Origin of the sequence: Streptococcus oralis, from assembly GCF_001075875.1 — a bacterium.
Taxonomy (GTDB): Bacteria; Bacillota; Bacilli; order Lactobacillales; family Streptococcaceae; genus Streptococcus; species Streptococcus oralis_I.
This window is the reverse complement of sequence record NZ_JUOS01000115.1, coordinates 43,853-67,347: the sequence shown is the minus strand read 5'-3', so window position 1 is coordinate 67,347 and position 23,495 is coordinate 43,853. Positions and strand designations below refer to the sequence as shown.

At 39.9% G+C, this 23,495-nt stretch carries 15 protein-coding genes and 3 pseudogenes; 1 reads left to right on the top strand and 17 read right to left on the bottom strand.

The genetic code is table 11. The features are described from left to right. Positions 1-79: 79 nt before the first annotated feature. A pseudogene (tnpA, locus tag ADM33_RS06780) lies at positions 80-543 on the bottom strand (IS200/IS605 family transposase). 229 nt (positions 544-772) lie between these two features. Beyond that, on the bottom strand, positions 773-5,773 hold the full coding sequence (locus ADM33_RS06775) for an endo-beta-N-acetylglucosaminidase (protein WP_049503979.1): 5,001 nt from the start codon (positions 5,771-5,773) through the stop codon (positions 773-775). A 304-nt stretch (positions 5,774-6,077) separates the two neighbouring features. Here ADM33_RS06775 and ADM33_RS06770 point away from each other — a divergent pair, with 304 nt between their 5' ends. Then, on the top strand, positions 6,078-7,709 hold the full coding sequence (locus ADM33_RS06770; protein WP_049503978.1) for a Na/Pi cotransporter family protein: 1,632 nt from the start codon (positions 6,078-6,080) through the stop codon (positions 7,707-7,709). A 78-nt stretch (positions 7,710-7,787) separates the two neighbouring features. On the opposite strand, the pseudogene ADM33_RS11920 reads toward ADM33_RS06770, so the two are convergent. The 15 genes and pseudogenes from ADM33_RS11920 to ADM33_RS06690 form a co-directional block, all read right to left on the bottom strand. Beyond that, positions 7,788-9,314: pseudogene (locus ADM33_RS11920) on the bottom strand (IS1182 family transposase). A 138-nt stretch (positions 9,315-9,452) separates the two neighbouring features. Beyond that, positions 9,453-12,245 (bottom strand): isoleucine--tRNA ligase, encoded by a 2,793-nt coding sequence (gene ileS / locus ADM33_RS06750; RefSeq protein WP_049503974.1) that lies wholly within the window; start codon positions 12,243-12,245, stop codon positions 9,453-9,455. A gap of 255 nt (positions 12,246-12,500) precedes the next feature. After that, a complete protein-coding gene (locus tag ADM33_RS06745; protein WP_049503972.1) occupies positions 12,501-13,286 on the bottom strand; it encodes a DivIVA domain-containing protein in 786 nt (261 codons plus the stop codon). 17 nt (positions 13,287-13,303) lie between these two features. Then, a complete protein-coding gene (locus ADM33_RS06740) occupies positions 13,304-13,558 on the bottom strand; it encodes a DivIVA domain-containing protein (protein WP_049503971.1) in 255 nt (84 codons plus the stop codon). A gap of 8 nt (positions 13,559-13,566) precedes the next feature. Next, on the bottom strand, positions 13,567-14,352 hold the full coding sequence (locus ADM33_RS06735; protein WP_049503969.1) for an RNA-binding protein: 786 nt from the start codon (positions 14,350-14,352) through the stop codon (positions 13,567-13,569). Further along, a complete protein-coding gene (locus tag ADM33_RS06730) occupies positions 14,349-14,612 on the bottom strand; it encodes a YggT family protein (protein ID WP_049503967.1) in 264 nt (87 codons plus the stop codon). The genes ADM33_RS06735 and ADM33_RS06730 overlap by 4 nt, the downstream gene beginning before the upstream one ends. After that, complete coding sequence (locus ADM33_RS06725; RefSeq protein WP_049503965.1) at positions 14,612-15,163, bottom strand: cell division protein SepF; 552 nt, start codon at positions 15,161-15,163, stop codon at positions 14,612-14,614. The genes ADM33_RS06730 and ADM33_RS06725 overlap by 1 nt, the downstream gene beginning before the upstream one ends. Before the next feature lie 9 nt (positions 15,164-15,172). After that, on the bottom strand, positions 15,173-15,844 hold the full coding sequence (locus ADM33_RS06720; protein ID WP_049503986.1) for a YggS family pyridoxal phosphate-dependent enzyme: 672 nt from the start codon (positions 15,842-15,844) through the stop codon (positions 15,173-15,175). Positions 15,845-15,849: 5 nt separating this feature from the next. Next, positions 15,850-17,106: a cell division protein FtsZ gene (gene ftsZ, locus ADM33_RS06715; RefSeq protein ID WP_049503964.1), complete on the bottom strand. Its 1,257-nt coding sequence runs from the start codon at positions 17,104-17,106 to the stop codon at positions 15,850-15,852. A gap of 17 nt (positions 17,107-17,123) precedes the next feature. Further along, positions 17,124-17,315, bottom strand: a complete 192-nt coding sequence (locus ADM33_RS11915) for a cell division protein FtsA C-terminal domain-containing protein (protein ID WP_373094392.1) — start codon at positions 17,313-17,315, stop codon at positions 17,124-17,126. Beyond that, positions 17,306-18,497: pseudogene (gene ftsA / locus ADM33_RS06710) on the bottom strand (cell division protein FtsA); the annotation flags it as partial. The pseudogene ftsA and the gene ADM33_RS11915, both read right to left, overlap by 10 nt. 497 nt (positions 18,498-18,994) lie before the next feature. Further along, a complete protein-coding gene (locus ADM33_RS06705) occupies positions 18,995-20,050 on the bottom strand; it encodes a sugar transferase (RefSeq protein WP_049503960.1) in 1,056 nt (351 codons plus the stop codon). A 10-nt stretch (positions 20,051-20,060) separates the two neighbouring features. After that, entirely contained in the window at positions 20,061-21,053 is a 993-nt protein-coding gene (locus ADM33_RS06700) for a stealth family protein (RefSeq protein WP_049503959.1), read from the bottom strand. Then, the gene (glf, locus tag ADM33_RS06695; protein ID WP_049503957.1) at positions 21,050-22,150 is read right to left on the bottom strand and encodes a UDP-galactopyranose mutase; all 1,101 of its coding nucleotides are present in this window, start codon (positions 22,148-22,150) and stop codon (positions 21,050-21,052) included. Before glf ends, ADM33_RS06700 begins: the two co-directional genes overlap by 4 nt. A gap of 128 nt (positions 22,151-22,278) precedes the next feature. Then, complete coding sequence (locus tag ADM33_RS06690; RefSeq protein ID WP_049503956.1) at positions 22,279-23,427, bottom strand: hypothetical protein; 1,149 nt, start codon at positions 23,425-23,427, stop codon at positions 22,279-22,281. Between the last annotated feature and the right edge of the window lie 68 nt (positions 23,428-23,495).

The window sequence follows — 23,495 nt, the reverse complement described above, 5'->3', positions numbered from 1 at the left end:
TACCAGCCAGCGCCTAAAGACGCTGGCTTTCACGTTGTTCAAGCCTCATTGCTCTTGACTTCTTAAAGAGGCGTGAGTATTACTTACTACTGTCCCTAAAGGGATCCTCATATTCTTTCACACTTAATTTATCTAGTGCTATATCATGTTTTTCCTGTTCTTGGATATATTTCTTAATTGTGGCTTCATTGAGTCCAACCGTACTCACATAATAACCTTCTGCCCAAAAATGCCGATTCCCAAACTTGTACTTGAGATTTGCGTGTTTGTCAAACATCATGAGTGCACTTTTGCCTTTTAAATAACCCATGAAACTTGAAACACTTATCCTTGGTGGAATACTTACTAACATATGTACATGATCTGGCATCAAGTGTCCTTCGATAATTTCAACACCTTTATAACTACACAAGCGATGAAATATTTCACCTAAACTACTTCGATATTGATTATAGATCACTTTTCGTCTATACTTAGGGGTGAACACAATGTGATAGAACAGTGCCACTTTGTGTGCGATAAACTATGAGCCTTTTGTGCCATATTTTTCTCCTTTCGCTTTACATTTGGCTTGAACACCTTTATTGTATCGCGTTTGGAGTTTTTGTGGTATAACCTTCGACGCGCACCCGCATAGCGGGTGGTTTATTTGTCTCGCACCTAACGGAGCGAGACGGACTGAAAGTCACATAAATGCAAAAAGGCAGGAGCCAAAAATGGCTCTTGCCTTTTAATACTATTATCTTGTCAGACAGTAATTTAGAAGTTCAACTTACTCTTCTTTTTTCTTTTGTGCGAGAAGTCCAAAACCACCTAGAACTCCAACTAAGCCAAGAGCAAGGAGATTCGCATCTGCTCCTTCACCTGTACTTGGAAGTTGTGTTCCTTCAGGTTTTTCAGCTTGTGCTTCTGCTTTTGCTGGTTCCTGCTTAGCTGCTTGTGCTACTGGAGCAGGTGCAAGAGGTTTGTTATCTTGGGTATCCACTTTTGGCCCAATCTCAACAATCTCAGTAACAGTTTCTTTGACAAGTTCTGTACCCTTAAGACTGCGGTTGCCTTCTGCATCAACTTCTACAAGATTTCTACGAAGTCCTTCCATTCCAGCTTGAACTAGACGGCGTTCACCTGCTTGAAGGCTAGGATTTGCTCGTTCTTCATGGCCGTATGCAACTTTTTCTTCTTCAATCACCACTGCTGGATTGCTAATTGTCAAATCTTTGACTCCGTCTAGTGGCTGAACACGGCTTTCTACTTTGGTACCAACTTCAGTAATCTCAGTCACTGCTTCCTTGACTACCTCTGTCTGAAGAAGTGTGCGACTCCCCTTAGCATCTACCTCAATCAAGTGACGGATTTGGCCAGCCTCACCTGCTTGAACCAGACGGCGTTCACCCAGTAAAAGATCTGCTGTCGGACGCTCTTGGTGTTTGAAGGCTAGGGCTTCTTCCTTCACTTCCAATTCTGGTTTTTCGAGAACAAGATCTCCAGAACCGTCAAGCGGTTGAGTGCTACTTTCAATCTTAGTACCAACCTCAGTAATCTCTGCCACGGCTTCCTTGACGACTTCTGTCTGAAGAAGAGTACGGTTGCCTTTGGCATCCACTTTAATCAAGTGACGGATTTGTCCTTCTGCTCCCGCCTGAACAAGACGTCGTTCACCCAATAAGAGGTCTCCTGACGGACGTTCTTGACGCTCGAATGCTTGAGCTTCTGTTTCAACCACTAACTCAGGTAGTGCTTCAACTGTTGGCGCAGTTTCGCCTTCTTCTAAGCTGCCTACATGATGGCTTTCTTTAACAAGGAGTTTTTTATTGAGTTCTTCCTTCATCCTTGCAAAAGCTTCTGGAGTTGGTGTTTGTGAAGATAATAAAGCTTCAGCTTGCGCAATCAACTCAGATTGAGGATCTTTTTCAAGGACAGATTCGAGCAAGCTTTCCAATTCTTCTCTAGCAATTTGATAACGTTGATTGCCATCCAATTCAGTACCAGCTTGTTTCAAGTCATTCAAGGCTTGGTTGACTGCTTCTTGACTAGCATCATGATTTTCTAAGATTGCTTTCGCTGCTTCAATCTTCTCAACTAGAGCTGCTTGTTTTGCTACATCCGCAAATGTATAAGCTATTGTTTCTTTGTGTCCTTGAGCAGATGTGATTTCTTGTTTCAGATATTCGTCGTTAATGGCTGCCTTAGGTGATACTAGAACATCAAATTCGACAGTTTGTCCTTGATAGTGCAACTGGAGTTTTTGACGGCCTGCTTTTTGAGAATCATAGCCTGTAATTTCGACTCCTTGGTCTGTAAAGCTATGTTCTGTCTCCGTTTCATCATCATACAAGACCTTGAAGCGTCCCTCTGATAAGTCAAGAGTATCGCCTACCAAGTAGTCAATTTTCGGTTGCTTGCTAATATACAAGGCTGCGACTTCTTTTGGACCAGCTTCTTCACCTGTCACTTGAACCTTAAAGCTTCCTGCAACTGGAAGACCAAGATAGGCTACTGTCAACTCTTGTTCGCCATGGTGGTGAGCATCGTAGCCGTTGACTACAACACCTGCATGGCTAAGGTTAATGACCTCATCTGCTTCTTCACCCTCGTATTTGACACGAAGAAGACCACCTTTGAGATTCAATTCCTCACCATCTTGGTAACTTGTCTTTTTAGGTGCCACTTCTAGACTGACAGCCTTAATCTTTCTTTCATCCTGAGGAATCGTTACAGCAAGAGTATTACTGATTTCTTTACCTGGCAATTGTGTACGATAGTAAAGAAGGTTTGGACGTTTTTCAAAGCTCAATGGATCTGTCGCCAAGTCCCCTCCAACTGCTGTATTTAAGGTAGCGATTGGAGTTTGTGAATCTGCCTTGTCATAAACTGTGATGGTAGCTCCAGCAGGAACTTCTGAGAATCCAAGCTGAATCTTATTGTCCGTTAGGACACGCGCCGCCACCTTCGCCATTGGAATGTTTTGGCTCTCCGTATCAAGAGCTTCGTACATCTTCCAGTTGTAGATACGAATGGCTTTCCATGGTGTTCCATTGTCAGATGTGATAACATTCAAGCGCCAGTCTTGCGCAGTGATTGGGCTATCAAGGGTAATATCTGAAACATGAGCTTTATTTCCACGAACAGCCTTAGCTAGTTTCCATTCTCCAGCTTCATCCTTGTAGTAGAGGTCGAAGTCCTTAGTATTCATCAAGCCGTCATTTACAGATTCTCCACCAGCACCGGCATGGTCCATGACCCATCTAACGACACGGCGTGGTTGTGTCAAACGGATATCAACGCTACCACTCAACTGAGCAGAAGACCATTTATCAGATAGGCTGGTGATGGTCCCATTCAACATACCTTCAATGCCTTCTCCACCTTCTGTATTTGGGAAGGTACTTCCGATAACAGTCGCTCCTGGAACGATATTTTCTGCTAGCGGTCTTGGAAGACTTGTGTCTTGGACAGTCATTCCCCAGTCAAAGTTTGTGGTTGCTGCTTCAGAACGAAGGCCATTCTTACCAACTGCGACAACCTTCAACTCTTGACTAGTGCCAGTTGCACTAGCTGAACGGCTAACTTTTGGAAGATAAATCGTAGTAGCAGATGAACCAGTCAATAGACGCCAAGCATCGCCATCCTTTTCATAAACTTCATAGAAGTCAGCATCTTTGTTACCTGTAAATTGAACAATAGCTTCCGCTTCTTGGGCATTTTTGAGAGATTGCTTGGCTACTTTAAGAGCTGTTGGTGCTTGAGGAGCCTCTTGATTATCTGTTACAGTCAACTCACCCAAATTGAATTGGTAATCCTTAAGAGCAGCAGTATTTTCGAAAGTAAGTTTGATACCGTAAATGGTCTGACCTGCCAAGGCACTCAAGTCAAATTCGTCTTTTGTCCAGTCGTCAGATAGAGTCAGCTCTTTACGAGCATTCTCGCCACCATAGGTATAGTTTTTCTGAGTCGCAAACTCTACATAGACCTTGCTTCCCTTACCACCTTTATGGGCAACACGAAGTTTTGTTTTATCTGTTACTTCGAGTTTTGTAGAGTAAAGACGAACATCTTGGTTGGTATTTTCAGCTAAATTACCCGCAAATTTAAGTGAGTTACCACCATTGTAGGCATCTTCAAAGTCATAGTCAGCTTGGAGTTTAGCTCCTGATGATGTTTGCCACCAGCGCCATGTAGGCAAGATCCCTGATACAGAACGATAGTTCCATTCAGAATCCTTAGAAACTTTACCGTCTACAAACCACTTCTTCCCATGTCCGGTGTTAAAGGATGTTGTAAAGGTACGTCCTACTGCTGGTGTGCGGTCAGCTACGAGGTTAGCAATCCCGTACCAGTCCTTGTCATCTGGTTTTTGGCCAGTTGGATCTCCTTGGTAACCTGTGAAGAAGATATTTTCATTCTTATGATAGTCTTCACCTGTTTTCCCAAGACTCGTGATAGTATCTGGGGCAAAAAGTCCAAGTGATAAGCGAAGTTTGCCATTCTCATCAAAAAGGGCATCCCATTTCACTTTTGTCTTGTAAGAACCACCTTGTTGCAATTCCAAACCTGCAAAAACATCATACTGACTGCGTTCTAGCCATTTGGCCATAGCTACAGAGTAATCATTTTTCTCTTTAGTCCAGTTAAAGTTGGCAAAGAAGTGATCTGCAGGAACCTTGTCTCCCTCTTTTTGCATGAATGGATAGTTGTATTCACCAAGTCCATCTTCATGATAACGACCATATTCATAGGTCATGGCATCGTACCAAGAATATTTCACTGGATGATTGACTTGAGCCGCATATTCCTTGGTATAAAGCATGAAATCACGCATTTTCTTACCAAGAGGTGTTACGATATCACCTGTTGTTTCTTGGTTGATAAAGTAGCCGTCAAATCCATAGTATTTAGCCAAATCAACCAACTTGCGAGCGATAGGGAATGTTCCGTCTTCGTCTTGTTGAAGGGCTGCAGCGAATTTTTCTTGGTCTGCAATACTGTTAGACCAGTTGAAGAATAGAGTACCTAATACTGGGACACCATTACGGTGACCAGCATCAATCACGTCTGGAGTTGGAACGAGCCCTTCCCAGAAGACCATTGAATTCAAGTATTGCCAGTAGTCAAAGGCATAGGCTTTAAACTCTTCACCACCTACAGAAGCATGGTCTTTAGCCTTAGAGTTAGTGTTAGCAAGGGCTTCAACCTTGGCATCCTTATTAGCTTTTTCATTGACAACATGTCCACGATAGCGCTTGGCTAGTTCTACTGAAGATCGGTTAATAGCATCGTCTTCACGGGCACCTGGTTCCCATTTCAACAAATCTTCCCAGGTGTCAAACTTAATTTCTTTTGGTCGAAGACTTTTTTCTTCTTTCTTAGGAACGTCAGCGACAGTAGCTTTTTCTTCTGGCTTATTTTCTGTAGTAGCAGGCGCTTCTTCCACCTTAGGAGTTTCAGCAGCTGGACTAGTGGCTTCCTTATCACCTGTAGTTAATTGATCCAAGGTTGGTTTTTCTTCTGAAGCTGGTTGCTCACTTGCCTTGTCTTCTCTTGCTTCTAGCTCTTTCAATACTTCTGGTGCTGGTGTAGTTGCTTCTGCTGGAGTAGTGGTTGACGGTTGCTCTGAAGCTACTGCTGTAGTTGTTGTCCCATTTTCTGGAACGACAGACTCTTCAGCCAAAGCTGGACCTGCAAATAGAACTGAACCAATCATCAATGAGCAGGCACCCACTGACAATTTTCGAATACTATAGCGACAACGTTTTTCAAAAAATGGATTCTTCATCTTTTTCTCCTTTGACTTTTCCTTGAAAGTAAGCGCTTTATTTTGAATTAAAAAAGTAGCTGTTCCAAAAATACACAGAACAGGTCATTTTTATTTTACGATATTTAGAAAAAGAGTCAACACTAGCCCTTCAAGAACTATAAAGAAGTGAAGAATTAATATAAATTAGACAATCATCTGCCATTTTTCGAATTAAAACAACATTTTTCTCAAAAAAAGAGCATTTACTACTTGTTAGATTTACTTTTATCCTTTAAAATAGAATGGGAGAAATTCCGCGATTATTTTTCGGAGGAAAAAGAAAATGTCCATTAATTGGCAGGAAATTATTTTTCACTTTTTAGGTGGTCTGGGACTGTTTTTGTATAGTATCAAGACCATGGGAGACGGTTTGCAACAAGCTGCTGGAGACCGCCTTCGTTATTACATTGACAAATACACAAGTAATCCCTTCTTAGGGGTCTTAGTGGGGATTGTCGTCACTGCCCTCATCCAGTCAAGTACAGGTGTAACGGTTATTACGGTTGGACTGGTTAGTGCTAGTCTCCTCACCCTTAGACAGGCCATCGGGATTATCATGGGAGCCAATATTGGAACGACCGTAACGTCCTTCATCATCGGTTTCAAACTTGGCGAGTATGCCCTTCCCTTGATTTTCCTTGGAACCATGTTCTTATTCTTTACAAAAAACCGTACTGCAAATAATATTGGACGTATCCTTTTTGGTGTGGGTGGTATCTTCTATGCCCTTAACCTCATTAGTGCTGGGATGAGCCCTCTTAAAGACTTGCCTCAGTTCAAGGAATACATGGTTACCTTGGGTCAAAATCCTATCTTGGGAGTTGTGGCTGGTGCTGTCATTACCGTTCTGATTCAGGCATCTTCTGCAACCATCGGGATCCTACAAGGTCTTTATGCAGGTGGATTCCTCGACCTCAAAGGTTCACTACCAGTCCTATTCGGAGATAATATCGGTACAACCTTAACAGTTATCATCGCAGCAGCCGGAGCAAACATCTCTGCTAAACGAGTTGCAGCAACACACGTTACCTTTAACGTTTTAGGAACCATCCTCTGCTTAATCTTGTTAGGCCCATTCACTTCGATGATCGAGTACTTCCAGGCACTACTTCACCTCTCACCTGAGATGACGATTGCCTTCTCACACGGTGCCTTTAACGTAAGTAACACCATTGTACAATTCCCATTCATCGGTGCTTTGGCTTACTTTGTTACTAAGCTAATCCCTGGTGAAGACGAAGTTGTTAAATACGAACCTCTTTACCTGGATGAACAACTCATCAAGCAAGCTCCTTCTATCGCCCTAGGAAATGCCAAGAAAGAACTCTTGCACCTAGGAAACTATGCTGTAAAAGCATTCGATCTTTCTTACGACTACATTATCAATTCTAACGAAAAAGTAGCTGAAAAAGGACACAAGACTGAAGAAGCTATCAACACAATCGACGAGAAATTAACACGTTACCTCATTAGTCTATCTAGTGAAGCATTGAGCCAAAAAGAGAGTGAAGTCTTAACCAACATCCTTGACTCTTCTCGAGACTTGGAACGTATCGGTGACCACGCTGAAGCTTTGATTAATCTTAACGACTACTTGCAACGCAAGAATGTTCAATTCTCTAACTCAGCCCTAGAAGAGTTGGAAGAGATTTACCGTCAAACAAGCGATTTCGTTAAAGACGCTCTTGAAAGTGTTGAAAACAATGACCTTGAAAAAGCTCAAGCTCTTATTGAACGCCATGAAGCCATCAACAAGATGGAACGTGTCCTTCGTAAGACTCACATCAAGCGCCTAAACAATGGTGAATGTTCTACCCAAGCAGGTGTCAACTTTATCGACATCATTTCACACTATACTCGTGTGTCAGACCACGCTATGAACCTTGCTGAAAAGGTTTTGGCTGAACAAATTTAATATAAAAAAATGAGTCTGAGACAAAATAGTTCTCAGTCACAAAAAAGCTAGAGATTTCCAATTGTGGAACTCTAGCTTTTAATTTTGACTCATTCTCTTATTGTATTTTAGGAGATTATTGGCCATAAGTACCAATCCCATTTCAATTCTCACTTGACGCTTGCCTATCAGGTTACATCTCTTGTAACCCAAACAAGCCTTTATCTGCCCAAAGACAGGTTCCACATCAATCCTGCGTTTAGCGAAAATCTGTCTACCCTCGGGTGATAAAAGCGCATGACATTCTTTAGTTTTTAAGTGCTGATAGCGTTCGTTCATATACAGTCCCTTTTGAGGAGCTGATTCAGGTTCATCAGCGTAGTAAACCTTGATTTCCTGTTGAAAGTCCGTCTGTGTTTTCTGATGTTTGGTATGGTGAAAACGATAGCACCAGCCGTCAGGATGAATATAGCTATCCTCCTTGTCATTGTAGTGTCAATTCCCTAAATTTCTAGCCGACTGTGTATACCCTTTCTTCTGTTCCTTGTCAAATATGGCATATTTAATCAGATGATTCACCCCCTTTTCATCTAAACGAAGGAGGTTCTCTTCACTTCCATATCCAGCATCTGCGACAACTCTCTTTACATCATGCAGATAGGTTTCAAGGAATGGCAGAAGAGTTTTAGTGTCAGTCGGATTTGAGAAGATATCATAGTGAAGCACAAATTGGTTTTCAGTAGCGATTTGAAGATTATAAGCAGCCTTGAGTTGACCATTTTTCATATGGTCTTCTTTCATCCGCATAAAAGTGGCATCTGTATCGGTTTTGGAAAAGCTGTTACGCCCTTCAAATGTCTCTTGATACTTCTCATATTTTTCAGCACGTACTGAAAAATCCTCCTTGACTTTACGCAGGACTTTGCTTGAGTTTACGACGCTGGGTTTTACGTTCATCCTTCCCTTTAACGGGTGTCTCCTCAATGTATTGGTTCAGTTTTCTCAATTCTTATTCAAGGACTTGAGCGAATGCAAGCAACTGCTCTGAGGAGATAGTCTCTTCTTCATCCAGCTTAATGGCCTGATGGATAAGGGGAGTGATTTCTTCTTGAAAATAGATCTGTATCTGTTCTTGAAGTTTGGCTGAAAACTTGTCGGCTACCTTTTCCCACACGAAACTATATTTGTTGGCATTAGCTTCAATCTTAGTCCCATCAATAAACAAGCAATCTAGGGTTACTAACTCTTCCATTTTTAAACGAAGATTGAGATCAATAAAAAAATCACGAATGAGTTCTTCCATCCCTTCAGCGACACGAAAACGATTGATGGTGCGATAGCTGATAACTAACTGTCCTGTTAGATACTGCATAGCCAGATTTTCAATCATCATTTTTTCAATTTTTCGCCCAGAGAAAATCCCTTGTGAATAGGCAAATAGAAGAGTAGATACAAGCATTTTAGGGTGATAAGACGGGCGACCAAAGGCATGATAGAAGGCATGGAAATGACTATCCTCCAAGGTATTCACAACTTTTTCAATAGTAAAACAAGATGGTCTTGTGGCAAGAAAGAACTAATTTCTAGAGGTAAAGTTGTTTGATTTGTGTTATAGTGAATATGCATGAGATAGCCTTTCTAAATGGTTTTTGTGCAATTCTATTTTACCAAGACTATCGCAACCATGCAAAAAGCAACGGAACAAAACCGTTGCTTTTTTTGATAGAATCGAGACACTATTGTCCCAAACTCAAGTATAAAGAATTATTTAGCTTCAAATCCTTCAGCAACTGCGTCCGCAAAGTTTTCTTCTACGATGCTTGCACAGTGGTCACAGATAACTGCGTGGTAGCTGCGTTCTGCTGTTGTTGGGTCGATACGACGGCAACGGTCACATACTTCACCTGCAGCACGTTCAACTGTGAAGGCTACATCTTCAAAGCTAACGGCAGCTTCCGGAGCTGGTCCTTCTGCGATGGTCAAGTCTGACACGATTAAAAGTTGAGCTACATTGCTATTTACTGCTTCGAGTAGAGTTTTCACAACTTCATTTGGATAAACTGTCAAGTGAGCTTCAAGTGATTTACCGATTACTTTGGCATTACGAGCCTCTTCCAAGGCTTTTTGAGCTTGTCCACGGAAGTCCATAAAGGCAGCCCATGTATCTAAGATTTCTTCTTGGTTAGCAAAAGTTTCTGCTTCTGGCAATTCTGACAATTGAACGAAGTCTTCTGTTTCAAACTCAAGGTATGACCAGATTTCTTCCGCAGTGTGAGGAAGGATTGGTGTCAAGAGTTTCGTAATTTTGACAAGAATGTCATAGAAGACAGTCTGCATTTGACGGCGTTCCAATGATTTGGCACCTTCGATATAAACAACATCTTTGGCAAAATCAAGGTAGAAGGCTGACAAGTCAACGTTGATAAAGTTCACCAAGGCCTTGTAGATTGTCAAGAATTCAAAGTTTGCGTAAGCATCACGAATGGTCTTAACAAGCTGGTTAAAGCGAATCGTCATGTACTTATCAACTGAACGAAGCTCATCGTAAGCTACTGCATCCTCAGCTGGGTTAAAGTCAGATGTATTAGCAATCAAGAAACGAAGAGTGTTACGGATTTTACGGTAAGATTCCGATACTTGGCTAAGGATATCCATTGAGATACGAACGTCATTGCTAGTATCTACACTTGTTACCCAAAGACGAAGAATTTCAGCGCCAAATTGTTTCTCAACATCGCTAGGCAAAATAGTATTTCCAAGAGATTTAGACATCTTCTCATCTTTACCATCAAGGGTAAAACCTTGTGACAAGATTTGTTTGTAAGGTGCTACACCATGGTTGGCAACAGATGTGATAAGTGATGAGTTGAACCAACCACGGTATTGGTCAGAACCTTCAAGGTAAAGGTCAGCTGGATAAGTCAGATTTGGACGATTTACCAAAACACCATTCCATGATGAACCTGAGTCAAACCAAACGTCCATGATGTCTGTTTCTTTCTTGAACTCACCATTTGGCGAACCTGGATGTGTAAATCCTTCTGGCAAGAGGTCTTTAGCATCACGTTCCCACCAGATGATGGAACCATGCTCTTCAAAGAGTTGAGCTACATGCTCAATGGTTTCAGCTGTCATGATTGGTGTGCCGTCTTCAGCATAGAAGATCGGAAGTGGAACACCCCAAGCACGTTGACGAGAGATAACCCAGTCACCACGGTCACGAATCATGTTGTAAAGACGGACTTTACCCCATTCTGAATGGAATTTTACTTTTTCAATTTCGTCCAAGATTTCTTGGCGGAATTTAGATACAGAAGCAAACCATTGAGGCACTGCACGCCAGATGATTGGTTTTTTCGTACGCCAGTCAAATGGGTATGAGTGAGAGATTTCTTCTTGAGCAAGAAGGAGGTTGCCTAGTTTCTCGATAACAGTTGGAACCACCTTGTCATAGAATTGACCTTCGAACTCAGCGCCAGCATTAGCCATCATGATTCCGCGTTCGTTAACTGTCACAGCAACTTCAAGACCATTAGCCACACCAACATTGTAGTCGTCCTCACCAAAACCAGGAGCTGTATGGACAATACCTGTACCAGAGTCTGTTGTAACGTGGTCACCAAGGATAACGAGTTCATCTACTGCAGTATCCCATGGGTGTTCTGTCACGATATGGTTCAATTCTTGACCACGGTAAGTTGCCAACACTTGAACATCAGCCCAACCAAATTTCTCGGACAAGCTGTTCAACAATTCAGCAGCAACCACAAACTTACGAGTTTCACCAGCAGGTTGAACCAAAACGTAATCAATATCCGCACCAACAGTCAAACCACGAGAAGCAGTGATAGTAAATGGAGTTGTTGTCCAAACAACGATGTAAGTATCAGTGTCTAACACACCTTTGCCATCCTTGACCTTATTGGCATAGTAAAGTGATGTTGATACCAAATCGTGGTATTCAATCTCTGCTTCAGCAAGAGCTGACTCAGATGACCATGACCAGTAAACTGGCTTGGCACCACGGTAGATATAGCCCTTGTTAGCCATCTCACCGAAGACACGAATTTGCGCTGCTTCATAGTCAGGGGTCAAAGTTACATATGGATTTTCCCAGTCACCAGAAACACCTAAACGTTTGAAGTCTTCGCGTTGTTTATCTACTTGAGAAAGAGCGTATTCACGGCAAAGTTTCAAGTATTCAACCAAGTCCATCTCTTTACGTTTGACACCTTGTTTTGCCAAAACTTGCTCGATTGGTAGTCCGTGTGTATCCCAACCCGGGATGTATGGTGCGTAAAATCCTGACATAGACTTAGAACGAACAATGATATCTTTTGAAATCTTGTTCATAGCATGACCAACGTGGATATTTCCGTTAGCGTATGGAGGGCCATCATGAAGAGTGAAATGAGGTTTTCCCTCATTTAATTCTTGACGGCGTTGGTACAATTTTGCTTCTTCCCATTCTTTTTGCCAAACTGGCTCTTTGGTTGGAAGACCTGCACGCATTGGGAAGTCAGTTTTCCCAAGATTTAAAGTTTCTTTGAGTTTCATGATATCTCCTTTTTTATATAGACAAAATAAAAACCACGACTCGCTAAAAAGGACGAAAATCGTGGTACCACCTTTGTTCGGAAAAAGAACTAGTCTTTCTCCCTCTTTTCCCGTAACGTGGGAAACGTCAAATCCTACTAACTTCAGACTTGATAACTTGAGAGGATAATCTAATCAACAGGGATTGTAGGACTTCCACCGTCGCCTACTCGCTGTAAATATGTTTGGTTAGATCTTGTTCTCAGATTTTCTTTCTTATAAAAGATCAATAGATTCTGTCAAGGGTGCTGGTTGAGAATCTTGGTTTGAAGAAACGACTCCTTCTACTACTGAACTAGCAGTATCTGGAACTGTTTCTTTTTGTGATTCAGCCAATTCTCGATTAGCTGCTTCAATGCGAGCTTGGAGCTCTGCTACTTCCTCTGGTGAAAACTGACGAGTCATGTCAATTGGTTCTTCATCATGATATCCAGTTACATCTTCACCCAAAACTTCTCCGACAACTTCTTTAAAAGCTTCGTCACTTGTTTGAAGGTAAGTTGCTGTCGGACGCAAAATTTCTTCCCAGTCAGAAGAGTCTACAATGGCCAATTGACTCTCAATCGTAGATTTCAAACGTTGATGGAAGACACGGCTCTTATTCTTTAATTCTTCTGTCTCTACTGCAACCTTCTTAGCATTATCTGTAGCTTGACGCAAGATTTCATTAGCCTTATACTTAGCTTCATCAAGCAGACGCTGAGCATCTTGTTCAGCCTGTTTAAGGATATTTTGAGAGCGTTCATTAGCAGCTTGTTTGACACGTTCTGCAGTATCTTGAGCAATCAATACAGACTGGCTCAATGACTCCTTAATCTCATCAAAATAAGACAAACGTTCCTCTAAATTTTTAATGTGTTGCTCTTTTTCATGGTTACTACGAACAAGCGTTTCATAATCACGAACAACAATATCTAGAAATTCATCAACTTCTTCAGGATTAAAACCTCTGAATTTGGTACTAAAGGTTTTATCCTTGATTTCTAACGATGTAATTGGCATATTTTCCCCTCACTTACTTAATAAAAAATAGAATCATTCAATGGTTCTGGTTCTTGCTCGCTTGTCACTGTTCTTTTAGGAAAATCATCAGTAAAAGACGAAAGACGTTCTTCTAATCTTTTGATATAGACTTCAGTTTCATCCTTGTAACGGACAAGTTCCTCATAGTCAAAATAAATCTTATCCAAAAATTCGTCAACTTCTTCCTTATTATAGCCTCTGAATTTAATGGAGAAAGCTTTATCAATAATTTCTTGTGGTGTAATCGACATTTTTCTTCTCACTTACTTAGTAGTAATTGGACTGTTATTTTTTTCTTATCTTTTTTGGTTTGACCATTTTCTTTGAGTAAGATAATCCGTCCAAAACGTCTGACACTTACTAAATCACCTAATTTAACTTGGTAGTCAGATTTTTCAACCAGATGGTAATTTACCTGAACATATTTTCTTTCTAATAAATCAGCCGTCTGCGAGCGAGACAATTTCAGAACATTTGACAAGAAAGCATCCAAGCGCATACTCGGAACTAAAACTTCCTTTTCCTGATAATCACTCACGGCTTCTACCAATTCTTCAAAAGATACGACTTCTAGTTTAACAGGTAATCTAGCAATCTTTTGAATCCCATCTTGAAAGAGAGAAGTGAATCTTTGGTCCACAATGATTTGGGCTCTATTCTCCGTAACTAAAATATCACCAAACAATTTGCGATCAATTCCCAATCGATTCAGAACAGTTCCTAAAATCTTGGCATGTGTCAATTGGTCGAACTTACTAGAATAAACAATCTCAAGCAATTCCATTTCAAAATCCATCAAAGTCGGTATGAAATAATCTGGTGTAAGAAGCACACGACTATACTCGCTAGCTACAAAATCGTTGCTTGAAAAAACTTGAATTCCTTGATGATTCCCCAATGTCTTTAAAATAAAGACCTGATGGGGGTTGATAAAGGGAGTTAGGATGGGAGCGTAGTGCTCTTCTACCTGCCTAAGCCACTCCAATCCCTTATCAATGAAAGGAATATCCTCGACTGAGAAATGCTGATAAATATCTTTTCTCATGCTAGTATTAAAAGAAAACGGATTAGATAGTTACCGACTAAATGAACTAAAATGACAGCCACCCAAACTGTAAAATCAAAACCACCAACCCTTAGTGGCAAACGTCTCAAGGGTTGAAGGATCGGTTTGACTAAGCTAGTTAACAAACGACCTAGTGCTGTATCATAGGCATTGGGTAACCAAGATAATAGAGCAAAAGCTACAAGTATCCATGAATAGATAGTTGCAGCATTCTGTATTAAACGAATTAGAAAAATCATTACTTCACTCGATTTCTCTTCATATCAAAATCAAACTCTTCACCGTGAGAACCATCAGGCAAGCGAATGTCTTCAATATTAACCACAACTCCTACTGGTGTCAAAAGATACATAGTATTTGCAACTTTTCTCAATTCACCAGCTAGCACATGACGAGCTCCATCCAAGTAATCTAGACAGCGGCGTGCTTGTACTTCAGTCATGTATTGGAAGTCAATGAGAATACTTTCGTTACCTGCCAACAAATCAACGATATCTGTTGCATCTTCGTAGCGACGAGGATAACGAACATCAATAGTTACCTTTTCTGTGCTACGATGGCTCTGCATCGCCAACTCTTGCTGACGAGCATGAAGGCGCGTAATATTTTTCTCTTTAGAATTCACTTGTGAAGATTGTGGTAACTGTTGAGCTCGTGGAAGTTCTTCCTTTGGAGCCGAAACTGAAGTTAAGGTTTGTTCAGACTTTAATTCAGCAACGCTTGGTGCCACCTCTTCTCCATCTTCAGTGAAATAATCTATAAACTTATCAAATTTATCTTTTAGTGACATGGTTATTTCCTATTTAAAAAATGCTGTACCGATTCGAACGAAAGTTGAACCACATTGAATCGCTTCTTTGAAGTCTCGACTCATACCCATACTTAGTTCGGTCATCGGCATATTAGGGAGATGTTTTTCTTGAATGGTTTTTTGCAATTCTTGCGTTTCTTTAAATATGTCTAGTAACTCTTGACTAGTTGCTTCAAATGGAGCCATGGTCATCAGACCTACATACTCAATCTGGTCTAATTCTGAAAGTTTTGGTAAGAGGGCTAACAATTCTTCTTTCGAAAAACCATGCTTACTTTCTTCCTTAGAAATATTTACTTGCAAAAAGCACTTAATCTTGTGGTCCGCTCGTTTTTGAATTTCCTGAGCTAGCTTTAAGGAATCTAAAGCATGAAAATAATCCACATAAGAAATCACTTCCTTGACTTTACGTCTCTGTAAGGTTCCAATCAAATGCCAGATAAGATTCTTATCACTTAGAGCATGATACTTGTCAAGAAATTTATCAACACGGTTCTCACCAATGTGTTGCACTCCTTGCGAAACCAAAGCTGAGGCTGTTTCAACATCTACATATTTGGTCACCGCAATCACAGAAACCGAATCGTTTTCACGACCGGCTTCCTGAACTGCATTCGATATCTGTTGAAAAACAAGGTTCGTATTTTCTTTTAAATTCATCTTCATTAACGATTTTTAAAGAATGGTGGTGTTTCCAACTCATCTTCATCTGTTGCCGCTGGAACTTCAAAGCGTTCCACTGGAGAAACAACTGGTTCTCCTTGACGAACAATGGCATCGCGTCTCAAGTCCCAGTCACCAAAGGCCGATGTCTTTGGCGCTTCTTGACGGCGATAACTTGGAGTTGGAATTTCTGCTGTATCAGCCATATCAAAATTACGGTCAAAAGTTTGTACATGGCTAGTTCGAGCAGGTTCACGATGTGTTGCTTGACGTGGTTGAGCAGTTACAACTTTCTCAACTTTATCCTGACGTACTCCTGTTGCAACAACAGTCACGCGGATTTCGTCTTTCATTGTCTCATCGATAGATGTTCCAAGCCAGATGTTAACACCATGACCAGCTGCTTGGTTCACAATTTCTGATGCTTCTTCAGCTTCAATCAAAGTCAAGTCCAAGCCACCCGTTACGTTGACAATCACATCTTCTGCTCCATCGATAGTTGTTTCAAGAAGTGGTGAGTAGATTGCTTTACGAGCAGCTTCTACAACACGTTCTTCACCGCTACCGATACCAATACCCATGAGGGCATTACCTTTGTTGGCCATAACCGTCTTAACGTCTGCAAAGTCCAAGTTGATCAAACCAGGATTTGTAATCAAATCTGTAATCCCTTGTACACCTTGACGAAGAACGTTGTCAGCTTCACTCAATGCTTCAAGAAGTGGAGTCTTCTTGTCAACGATTTCTAGCAAGTTGTTGTTTGAGATAATCAAGAGTGTATCAACATGCTCACGAAGTTCGTTAATTCCTTCGATGGCAAATTGTCCACGTTTGCTTCCTTCAAAACCAAATGGACGAGTTACAACACCGACTGTCAAAGCACCAAGACTTTTTGCAATACGAGCGATAACTGGTGCAGCACCTGTACCAGAACCACCACCCATACCAGCAGTGATGAAGACCATGTCAGCACCGCTGATTGCTTCTGTCAATACTTCTTCGCTTTCTTCTGCAGCTTTACGACCAACTTCAGGTTGTCCTCCTGCACCAAGTCCGCGAGTCAATTTAGGGCCGAGCTGAATAACTGTCTCAGCTTTTGTACTGCTCAAAGCTTGTACATCTGTGTTGGCTGCGATAAATTCAACGCCAGAAACGCCTTCGTCAACCATACGGTTGATGGCATTTCCACCACCACCGCCGACACCGATTACTTTAATGACTGCACCTTGTGCTGCTGCTGTATCAAATGAAAATGTCATATTTATATTCCTCTATTTTATTCGTCAAACATGCTTCCAATCAAGCTACGGAAACGATCCGTTAATTTACCTTTGCTCTTTTCTTCTGATTGAAGAGGAGCTACTGGTTCAACAGATTGAGTTGTTTCAGGCTCAGGAGTTGCCACTGTATTAAATACTGGTCGTGGAGAACCAGGTGAAACTGGTTGAGCTGAACTTCTAAAGTCAATCGGTTGGTGGCGTAAACTTTCGTCACCTCGAATTGCTCGTTGTGCCAAAATATTCACTTCAGTAAGACTACCAGCGAATTCTGACAAGCTGATGACATGAGCAAAAGCAGGATTGCGAATACCCACTTGATTTGGTACGAATAACTTAACGCGTACTCCAAATACTTCTTGGGCCAATTCAACGACACCTGGAAGAAGAGCATTCCCACCAATCAAGACAATACCACCTGGCAAGTCTAATAGGTGACGTCTTTCCAAGTCTTGCTTAATTTGCTCAAAAATGTGCTTGATTCTTGCTGAAATAATCTCAGCCAAGTATTCTTCAGTTACTTCAACTGGTTCAACTTCACCGATCACTTCAACTTGGAAAGTTTCCTTGCTAGCTAGTGGTGGATAAGCTTCACCATAGTTCAATTTTAGACCTTCTGCAATTTTCTTAGAAGTCTTGAGAACTTTTGAAATGTCTTTTGTGACATAATCGCCACCTTCTTGGTTGACATTTGTATATTGAAGTTCTTGGTTGCGAATAGTGGCAACAGTCGTTTGACCACCACCCATGTCAATAACAGTCGCACCAAACTCACGTTCACCTTCATTCAAGACAGAGTGAACCATTGCAAGAGGTGAAATAATCACGTTTTCGACTTGAACGCCTACACGCTCAACAGTTTTACGAAGATTGTGGAGGATGGTACGTGGGCCAGTGTACAAGAGACCGCGCATTTCCAAACGCACACCCATCATTCCGCGAGGATCACGAATTCCTTGGAATCCATCTACGACAAATTCCTCTGGAATAAAGGTGATAACTTCACGGTCTGGAGTCATACTTTTAGTCAAGGCTGATTTGACAACATTTTCGACATCTTGATCCGTAATTTCTTTTGTATCTGATGTCACTGGAATCATGCCTTGAGTTGGCTCCACTTGTAGCAAATTAGCTGGCAAGCCAACGTTTACAGACTTGATTGAAATTCCTGCTTTTTCTTCTGCTTGAGAAATTGCAGACTTAATAGCAGTCGCTGCTGCTTCGATGTCAACGATAATCCCATCTTTGACACCTTTACTTTTGGCATTGCTAACGCCAATTACATTTACTTCACCATTTACAAGCTCTGCAACCAACACTTTAATAGAGCTAGTTCCGATATCTAAGCCTGTAAAAAAACCATTTCTAGTCATTACACTGCGTCCTCTCTATCTTCCCAGTTTCACACTTCTATTTTTAATAGCTACACCAAGGCATAACTACTCACAAAATATTATAACACAAAAAAAACATTCGTGCTCGAATTTTCTAACATTTAAACAAGCTTTTTCTTGAAGGTGATTTCTCAAACTAACTTCCACTTGGTTAGCCAAAGTGGAAGTTAGTTTAAAACGGATTTTCATCGCTCTGAATATAAAAATGGAGAGGACAACGATTGTCCACTCCATATGTTAGCTTTTATTCAAGCCACTACTGTTAACAAAGAGCCAAATAAGACAACAACCTCTATACAGCTACTGCCTTATATCTTTTTTTATTAAGTGCTTGATAGACTTGACAAATGTAGAAAAAAGCCCAAATTATTCAATCTTTAAAGTGGAATAGTGTTTCAAAACTTCCACAACCACTCTTTCCCCATCTATTAGTAAATACACTTCTCAAAGAATAAAAAAGTAATTAGAACTATTTGTTAAAATTCGTATTGACTTAATGCTGTATGCAGATAGTTCCCTTTTCGAATTTTTTGACCTACACTTCTCACATTTTTTAGTAACTTTTGATAGTCATTCTGGGTTAATTGTTCAATGACTTGAGCTAGATCGTGTAACGATTCAACTGCAATTCCACACTGGTTCTCTAGTACAAAACTAGATAAAGCAGATTGTTTCCATACCACCAATGGAAACCCAGAAGCTAGATAAAGCGATGCCTTATGAGAATTATTATATCGAAGATACTCCCCAAAAACACCACTACAAGTTTCGGAACTATCACCATCCCAGACAAGTCCAAATCCTCCTGAAAGTGCAGCAGGGAGTTCATCAGGGAGAAAGGAACCGAAATACTCTTGGTTTGCTAACTTTCTAGTTTCATCAAAGCCAACACCATAAAGGTTATAGGCAGGGCTAGACGGCAAATCGTACAAATAACCCGCTTTTTCTTGTGCTAGATTACCTGCCACAATGATCGGTTGATCCTTCGATAGTTCTTCTTTTTCCTGAAAATCGGGAATTAGATAGTCAAAAATACCTAGACTGACAATTTTTTGTTCTGAAATGCCCTTATTGACCAGGAATGACTTCATGATCGGATTATGAGCAATTAGGCCATCAGCAGCTTTTAAAAGACTTGATTCTTGAAGCTGTACGCGAATTTTATGCTTTAAAGGTACTGTATCCAGATTGACATAACGCAAGACTTCTAAATCATGAATAATAAAATAGACTTTAACCCCTCTAGCTTGCAATTTTTTTACTAAATAGGTGGTAAAGAAGCTATGATGGAGCATAGGAAATTGAATTAACAGTTGATCTCCTGGTTTCAACCGCGAAAAGGCTTGTGCCAAGGCTTTTGATTTGTGTTGTTGAGCTTTAATCGTACTCATTTTGTACCAGTCTTCAACCGTCAATAACAAAGGACTAAAACCCTCTTGTTTTACAATTTCCTCGACATCATTTCGCGCCTTATTACCAGCGTTTTTGATATTTTTATCCTTTAAAAATTCTTCTTTTAAATAATATTTCATCTCTTTGTTCTCATAGTTCGAAAGCCGACTTTTCAGGATAACGTTCATCTAAGAACTTTTTAAAACGGAGCAAATTTTCTTCTTTGAAGTCAACATTGTCATTTACACAAAGAAGCTTTTTATGCTTATCCTTAAAAATACGGTCCAGCTGATCAAGTCGATTCAGGTCAATCGACTTCCCTATATTGTGTTCAATTGGGTAAAATTGATTGCTTTCAATCTGCCAGTTTTGACATATATACTGATTCACATCAACTTTATAGTCTCGAATTTGACTTTTTGACGTCCTATCAAGGGTTTCAAATTCGATTTCCCAGAGGTGCGCTAAAGTACTCTTCTTCATAGGAACCGGCAAATGCGGATTGACATATCCTGTTGGTCCCCAAGGTAGCAATACTAAATTCTTAAACAAGCGCAAACCATAGCGGTAATTAAAGAATTTCCAGGGCGATGTTTTCATAGCAGCCTTATTAGGGAAATGGCGATAAATTAACTCGATATTGTTGAGATATGTCTTTGTAATCGGAGCCCAAGGAACTATTGCATCATAAACAGCAAGTAGTTTAGGCAAACCATTTTTATAGAAATCTGAAGGTTTGCAATCCCTAATCATATACATATCGTCATTGAAATAGAGATAGTTTTCTGACAAATCTTCGATACGATGCAGATTTAATTCAATTGCTGCTGAGTTAAAGGTCGGAAGATATTCTTGTGGCATAAATTCTTTATGCGTAACCCACCTCAACTTAGAATGAGCCAAGTTCAGCCATTCAGGTTTCTGTCCATTGGTGATTAGAAAGACCTTATTGACCCAAGGAGCATGGTTTTCAATCATACGGAACCAATTGTTGAAGGTTCCATAGTCACGGTATCGCATGTCACCATCAATATAAAGATCCAAGCCATCATCTTGTCCTTCAACTATTTGCTTTTCACGGATAAATTCTGAATCACTCCCATCAACCCAAAGAACAACAATATCAATCTTTTCTTTTGTCATTTAGTAAATTCTATCTCTACGACTTCCAAGGCACGCTCAATAACCACATGCATGTCGTAGTATTTATAGTCAGCTAGGCGCCCACAGAAAATAACCTTGTCATTTTTGGCTGCTTCTTCTTGATACTTAGCAAACATAGCATTGTTCTTTTCATCATTGATTGGATAGTATGGTTCATCTCCACGTTTCCAATCAGCTGGGTACTCGCGAGTGATAACTGTCTTAGGTTGTGTGCCATACTCAAAATGTTTGTGTTCGATGATACGAGTATAAGGAATCTCACGTTCTGTATAGTTAACCACAGCATTCCCTTGATGATTTTCCTCATCCAAGACTTCGTGTTCAAAACGAAGACTGCGATACTCCAACTCACCATGTTTGTAATCAAAGTACTGGTCAATCATTCCTGTAAAGACAACTTTTTCAGCTGAAGCTTCAAGTTCTTCACGATTGGCAAAGAAGTCAACACCAAGTTCTACTTCTACGTCGCCTAGCATGTTTTCAATGATGACGTTGTAACCACCGATTGGAATTCCTTGGTAACGATCATTAAAGTAGTTATTATCAAAGGTCAAACGCACTGGGAGGCGCTTGATGATAAATGGTGGAAGTTCTGTTGCAGAACGTCCCCATTGTTTTTCTGTGTAGCCCTTAATCAACTTTTCGTAGATATCTGGACCAATCAACTTGATTGCTTGCTCTTCCAGGTTTTTAGGTTCAACATCCTTCATATCAGCTGTTTGCTCAGCAATCTTATCCTTGACTTCTTGCGGGGTCTTAGTTCCCCACATAGCGTAGAAGGTATTCATGTTGAAAGGAAGATTGTAAAGGCTCCCCTTGTAGTTAGCCACTGGTGAGTTGATATAGTTATTGAACTCTGCAAACTGGTTAACATAATGCCAAACTTTTTTGTTTGATGTATGGAAAATATGAGCTCCATACTTGTGGACATTGATGCTTTCCACATTTTCACAGTAGATATTTCCACCAACGTGATCACGCTTGTCAATCACTTTTACTTTTTTACCACGTTTTGTAGCTTCGTGTGCGAAGATTGCTCCAGACAAACCTGCACCAACAATTAAATAGTCATACATATTAAAACTCCGTTAATGAACTCTACAATTTCTTATTAATGCTGACTCCGGGCCAGCAAACTTTATTTTTTCTTTCTTAGAAAGAACTCTTAGCATCTATTAGAGCCTCCTAAAGTCTAGTACTAGAACTAGGTAGCATTTAATTTAGTAATATCATTCGATTCTTTTTTACTAAAAGTATTTGTTGTAAATAGTAAAAACATGAATATATTATATGTAGGAACAAACCAAAAGGCTTCAATCATACAGTTAAAAGCAATCAATGATAAAATCGCAACTAATAAATATTGACCATCCTTATACTGTTTTCTTGAGGCGATAACATAAATTATTATCAATAGGACTACAGGCACTATTCCATATGTAAACAACATCTGCACATAAGAGGAATCTACATAGTTATACCCTATTACAGATTCTGTTTTTCCACCTGATCCGATAAATTGAACGTTTCTTGTCCCAAATAAATGTAATTCATAAGAATTGAATGCATTTTTCCCCAAAGAAAGTCTACCAGTAATAAGTTTATTTATCGAAACAAAAAACTGAGAAGACCATGAAAAGTAGTATGTCAAATATAAAATTAGTCCTGAAAATATAATTGATGAAAAGGGTAAAATAGAATACAATCTATATTTTTTCTCTTTAGTAAAGTAAAAATATACAAATATTATCGTTGCTAAGAGAATAGACAAAGCATTTAAACGTGCATCACAGTATTTTATAATAAAAGCTGATAGCAATACACCAAACAGAGATCTGGTCCAAATAAATTTATCTTTTAAAAGATAAGAAATTGCTAAAAATAGATAGAAACAATGTGATGCAAAGTCCGTTGGATAAATAAACCCAAACGAATTTCGAATAACACCCGCACGATTATATTGCAAGTTAGGGACCATACCAACGAGTGATAAAAGAAAAACTGCTACTACAAGGATTCCAACCACAACTACATAGTTCTTCAACACCACTTTAATATCTACATTAACCAAGAAGACAAGTAGCATTGAATAGACAAGAAAATTAAGCCTATTCGTTTGAAAATACACTAATACCCCCGAAATTAATAAAAAAATCGAAAGTAAAAGATATTTGTATGAGATACGCATCTTATACAAAAAACGAAGCCCTAAAAGCAATACAACTAAAAATAGAAAATTTACTTTGACTTGAAAAAAAGTCCTATCTAGCATAGTAGTAGATATAGTATTAAAAAACACCACAATAGATACAACAATGCTGACTAGTAGGTTTTCAAATTTAATTTTTATCATTTTTTTGAAAAAGAATAATATAGGGTGAACTAGATAGAAAAAATTTCGAATTGAATGAAAATAATATT